The sequence below is a fragment of the Pantoea phyllosphaerae genome (assembly GCF_051025595.1).
Classification (GTDB): Bacteria; Pseudomonadota; Gammaproteobacteria; order Enterobacterales; family Enterobacteriaceae; genus Pantoea.
On the sequence record NZ_JBPFDE010000029.1, the window covers coordinates 1 to 5,089 of the forward strand.

The 5,089-nt window shown below is 52.8% G+C and carries 4 protein-coding genes and 3 pseudogenes; 6 read left to right on the plus strand and 1 reads right to left on the minus strand.

Annotated features, from left to right (window positions below):
* Positions 1-1,649: VENN motif pre-toxin domain-containing protein (locus ACR6A7_RS20930; protein ID WP_434127128.1), on the plus strand; the 1,649-nt coding region annotated here is incomplete at its 5' end.
* Positions 1,640-1,942 (plus strand): barstar family protein, encoded by a 303-nt coding sequence (locus tag ACR6A7_RS20935; protein WP_434127129.1) that lies wholly within the window; start codon positions 1,640-1,642, stop codon positions 1,940-1,942. The genes ACR6A7_RS20930 and ACR6A7_RS20935, both read left to right, overlap by 10 nt.
* A gap of 60 nt (positions 1,943-2,002) precedes the next feature.
* On the opposite strand, the pseudogene ACR6A7_RS20940 reads toward ACR6A7_RS20935, so the two are convergent.
* Positions 2,003-2,125: pseudogene (locus tag ACR6A7_RS20940) on the minus strand (SymE family type I addiction module toxin); the annotation flags it as partial.
* 130 nt (positions 2,126-2,255) lie between these two features.
* Between ACR6A7_RS20940 and ACR6A7_RS20945 the strand changes: the two are divergent.
* From ACR6A7_RS20945 to ACR6A7_RS20960, 4 genes and pseudogenes are all read left to right on the plus strand, one after another.
* Positions 2,256-2,672 (plus strand): annotated as a pseudogene (locus tag ACR6A7_RS20945) (toxin glutamine deamidase domain-containing protein).
* Positions 2,672-2,950, plus strand: coding sequence for a YrhB domain-containing protein (locus tag ACR6A7_RS20950; protein WP_434127130.1), 279 nt, complete (start codon positions 2,672-2,674; stop codon positions 2,948-2,950). The pseudogene ACR6A7_RS20945 and the gene ACR6A7_RS20950 overlap by 1 nt, the downstream one beginning before the upstream one ends.
* Positions 2,951-2,976: 26 nt before the next feature.
* Positions 2,977-4,202: pseudogene (locus tag ACR6A7_RS20955) on the plus strand (VENN motif pre-toxin domain-containing protein); the annotation flags it as partial.
* Positions 4,203-4,698: 496 nt separating this feature from the next.
* A complete protein-coding gene (locus ACR6A7_RS20960; protein ID WP_434127131.1) occupies positions 4,699-4,929 on the plus strand; it encodes a hypothetical protein in 231 nt (76 codons plus the stop codon).
* Positions 4,930-5,089 lie beyond the last annotated feature (160 nt).

Consider the following 5,089-nt stretch of genomic DNA (forward strand, 5'->3'; position numbering starts at 1 on the left):
ACAGGGGCAAAGGCAGCGAGCAGGGCAGCGGCGTCACCCACACCGAGACCCAGGTGAACGCGGGCAGCCAGGTGACGCTGTCGCCGATATTCGACAAGGAGAAGGAGCAGAACCGGCTGCAGGAGGCGCAGCTGATTGGTGAGATAGGCAGCCAGGCGGCGGATATTGCCCGGACGGAGGGGCAGATAGCGGGCGAGAAGGCGAAGCGTGACCCGGCTGCGCTTCAGGCAGCAAAAGAGGCGCTGGCCGGGAAAGGCAATCTGAACCCAACCGCCGACCAGATAGCGGAGGAGGCGTACAACACGGCGATGGCGCCGTTCGGCACAGGAAGCGCGCTGCAAAAAGGCATGCAGGCGGCGACGGCGGCGGTGCAGGGTCTGGCGGGCGGAAATATTGGTCAGGCTGTGAGCGGCGCTGCGGCGCCTTACCTGGCGGAGCAGATACATAAGCTGACGGAAGGCAACCCGGAAGCAAAAGCGATGGCCCACGCGGTGCTTGGTGCGGTCACGTCGTATGCGTCCGGCAACTCAGCGCTGGCAGGCGCGGCGGGCGGAGTCAGCGGCGAACTGATGGCGCAGCTGGTGATGAAGCAACTCTATCCGGGGAAAGCTGTTGGTGACCTGACGGAAACCGAGAAGCAGACGATAAGTGCGCTGGGGACATTAGCCGCGGGGCTGGCGGGCGGCGTGACGGGTGACAGCACGGCAGGCGCAGTGGCCGGGGCTCAGGCGGGAAGGAATGCGGTTGAGAATAATTATCTGAGTAATGCGCAGAAGGCTCAGAAAACAACGGAACTGGCAGAATGTCATACCGTGGCCTGTAAAGCGCAGACGCAGGCCAAATGGACGGCGATTGACCTTGGGCAGGATGGTAGCTTTGCTGCGGGTATGATAGCCGGGGTTCCGGCGGGGCTGTATGATGCCGTTGACGGGATTGTGAAAACGGCCAGCAGCCCGGTTGAAACTTACGAAGCACTGAAAACGCTGTTTAACAGCGGCGATGTGTTGGGTAACGTTTCGGATGCGGTGAAGCAGTCTTATATTGATCGTATTAACCGGATGGAAGTGGAGTACCAGAAAGCCGGGGCCAGCGGCTCGTTTAACGCGGGCGTTGAAGGCGGCAAGCTGGTTACGGATATAGCAGGATTGCTGGCTGGCGGTGCCGGGGTGGTGAAAGGTGGTGCGTTACTGACGGAGAAAGTTGTTGCTAAAGCGGCCGGGAAAGCAGAGTCGGCTGCTGCTGGATTTATAGGTAATGAAGCTCATAGCGCAACAAACTACGCTGGATTAAAGTTAGACTTACGGACTACTGAAGCAGCAAATGATGTTGTAGATAGCTTGCGGACTACCGGGAGATTACCATCGAATTACGTAAATAAGGCACAAGCTGCTGCTAATGGCTGGAAACCTGGAAAGGCATTGAATAATACCAATCCCGGTGGGCAATTAGGCGGTGATATCTTCGAAAATTCAAATAACCTCTTACCGTCTTCGCCAGGAAGAGTATGGCGTGAGGCTGATATAGGGTTGAATAATACGATGTCAAGAAGCAATCAACCAGGAACAAGGTTGTTGTATTCGAGTGATGGCTTGTTGTATATCACTACTGATCACTATGAAACAGCAACATCGATAGGTAAATGGAAGTGATTAAACGCGAAATTATTTTAGATGGTTTAAATATACATACCGAATCTGATTTTCATGGTGTTTTGTCAGAGACATTAGATTTTGGTCCCTATTATGGAAAAAACCTTAATGCGCTATGGGATCGATTAAGCAACGACGTTGAGCGGCCAGTAACACTGGTATGGACGAATTCAGATACAACCAGACAGCGCTTAGGGGATACGTTTAATAGAATAGTGGAGGTATTAGAGAGAGTAAGAAAGCAGGATATCGAATTAAACTTCGATGATAAGTTCGATTATATATTAAAATGATACTGCTCCCGGCTTCCGCGCCGGGATCATCTTTTTTACTGCTTAGATCTTAAGCTCCGCCTAAATCACCAGCCGCTCGTGCTCTATGTTGACAATGACCGGCTCTCCGGTGTTGAAGCCGAGAGCTTCCATCAAGAAACCATTGAGGGTCAACTGTGGCAGCGGGTTGGGCATGTCACGATTGGGGCGGTAACATCACAAACATGGCGGTCACCATCAAGGTCGCCAGTGTCGATCTCACTGTCCGCACCCATATTGACAACATCTGCGGCGCAGGTTGCCAACAGCTGCAAGTCGAGCCAGACGGTGCTTCATGCAGGCCGCGACCTCAGCCTTAAGACCGTCCCACCGCGAGCCGCGACGATATCCTGTGTCAGGCCGGACACATAATTGTGTAAATTGCTCTGTTGCTACAGATGCTACATTAAGCGGGAATCCGGCCTCAGCTTTACCTGTTAACCATCAAAATGGTGTTCCGTTGTCTGTTTTAGAAAAATAATATGGTACTAAGTTTAAGTATGTTTCCTCATCAGAAACTATTACGCAGCAGATGACACATGCAGGATCTGGTTCAAGGGAAATTGTTTTTGGTTCATATGGACCTGGACAACCTGGACATGTATTTAACGTTGTAAATCAAAACGGAGTAGTCCGGTTCCTTGATGGGCAAACGGGCAAGTCTGCTGACCTTAGTCAGTTTAAATCGTTTCATTTATTGAGGGCAAATTAATGGTTAATTTTGAACAGGCTGTCGAGAAGGCTTCTAATTATTTAAGAAATAATGATATTCCAGTGGTCATTACACTTCAGGGGCGTTTTTGTGAAGGATGTTTTTTTTGTTTTCAATCTCGAGAATATCTTGAAACCGGGGATTTTTCTACTCAGCTTGCAGGTAATGCGCCCTTTATAATAGACAAGGATACTGGCGAAATTCATGAACTTGGGACTGCGTATCCTATTGAGAAATATTTACAAGATTATGAAGAGAAGAAAAATAACATTCGGTAGTAAACACAAGCCTATAAATAATCGTTCAGCTGGACGGGGCAGTAAGCGGCTCGACCGCGGCGGCGGATAAAAACCGGCTGGAGACGGGCACGCTGGGGTTCAGCGACATCGAGAACCACGCGGACTATAAGGTAGAGCACCAGAGCGCGGGCATCAGCACCGGGGGCAGCATCGCGGGTCAGTTTGCCGGGAACATGGCGAACGGGCTGCTGGTGGGGGCGAACCACAGCGGCAGCGACAGCTCAACGACGAAGGCGGCGGTGAGCGAGGGCGCGATAGTTATCCGCGACCGGGATAACCAGACGCAGGAGGTGAGCGGGCTGAGCCGGGACGTGGCGCATGCGAACCCGACGCTGTCGCCGATATTCGACAAGGAGCGTGAGCAGAACCGGCTGCAGGAGGCGCAGCTGATTGGGGAGATTGGCAGCCAGGCGGCGGACATTGCCCGGACGGAGGGGCAGATAGCGGCGACGAAAGCCGCGAATGAGCGGATGAAGGCGGTCACGCCGGGACAGCTGAAGGCGGCGGAAGCGGAATGGCGGAAGGCGAACCCGGGGAAAGAGCCGACGGCCAGCGACATCAGCGGGCAGGCTTACCAGACCTTTTATAACCAGGCATTCAGTGAGAGCGGGTTCGGCACCGGGGGCAAGGTTCAGCAGGCGATTCAGGCAGCGACGGCGGCGGTGCAGGGTCTGGCGGGGGGCAACCTGGCGCAGGCAATAACCGGCGGGTCTGCACCGTATCTGGCAGAAATTATTCATAACCAGACGCTGAATCCGGATGGTTCGGTCAACGTACAGGCGAACCTGATGGCGCACGCGGTGGTGGGCGCGGTAACGGCTTACGCGGCGGGCAACAGCGCGCTGGCGGGCGCCTCGGGCGCGGCGATGGGCGAGTATATTGCGCAGCAGATGTATCCGGGGGTTAAGCGTGAGGACCTGACGGAGGAGCAGCGCCAGACGATAAGCGCGCTGGGGACGCTGGCGGCCGGACTGGCGGGCGGCGTGACGGGTGACAGCACGGCACGGCAGGTGCGGTGGCGGGTGCGCAGGCGGGGAGGAATGCGGTTGAGAATAATGCACTATCTGGCCTTGACGGGTTCGGCACCGGCTTCTGGAACAATGTTCAGGCTCAGGGTTCACTGGTAAATAATACCAACCTCATAGATGAAAAGGGCAAAGTGCTAAACCCGGCAACAACAGAAGAAATTAAGTATGCCTCTGATAAGCTGGTGACAGGGCAATTACCTGATGGCCAGAACGCGGCAACCGGCTTGTTAACAGCTTGGGGGGGGGGAGCGACCACTGTTGTCGCGCCTGTTCTTTTGCCAGCTACAGCAACAGCAGGAAGTGTCATCGGTGCAAGCGCTATCGGTGGTGCGGCTAATGTGTTTAATCAGCTAAATAGTGGGGAACCGTTCAGTGCTACTGATGCACTTATTGCCACAGGTATCAGCGGAGTAACTCAGGGTAAAGGGTTCTGGTTTACGGAAGCAGTGAGTATTACTGGAGCGTATGTGGGAGCTAGCTTGCAAGGAAAAGATGCCGCAGCGCCGATGATCGGAGCAGGTTTAGGAACTCTCGGCGGCGCAACTATAGGTAAAGGAGTGGAGAAGGTGCAGGCCACCATCCCTCAGTTTACGATACCTAAGATAACAGGGGCGGTCGCTGAATCTGCCGGTTCTGAATACCTTGGAAGTTCTGCACAAAGCTTGGCGGAAAAATTTCAGAAGAAATTGGAGAAAAATAATGCCAAATAAAAAATTGAAGCTTTTAGTATTGTTGGTGGTTTTATGGATTATTGGGCTTTCTATATTTCTTATTGGCTGTAAGTTACTTATCTCATTAGCATCCTATTTTTTAGTGGGTGATTTTGATTTTAATAGAAGTGATTTGATAAAAGGTGCTGAAATATCAATTGGCTGTGGGGTTATTATCGGCGTGGGCCAGAGTCTCATGTCTAAAGAAAAACCAGACTGATTATTGCCCCCTGAGTAAAAAAATATATATCCGGATGGTTGGCTGAAATGATCTTTTTAAGGCCTATCGTAAGACGTTAAGCTTGCTGGACATGCTGGACATGCTGGACATGCTGGACATGCTGGACATGCTGGACATGCTGGACATGCTGGACATGCTG

Excerpts from the sequence above, each read along its gene's own strand:
- ACR6A7_RS20935 (WP_434127129.1), top strand. The coding sequence starts at position 1,640 with ATGGAAGTGATTAAACGCGAAATTATTTTAGATGGTTTAAATATACAT.
- ACR6A7_RS20950 (WP_434127130.1), top strand. The coding sequence starts at position 2,672 with ATGGTTAATTTTGAACAGGCTGTCGAGAAGGCTTCTAATTATTTAAGA.
- ACR6A7_RS20960 (WP_434127131.1), top strand. The coding sequence starts at position 4,699 with ATGCCAAATAAAAAATTGAAGCTTTTAGTATTGTTGGTGGTTTTATGG.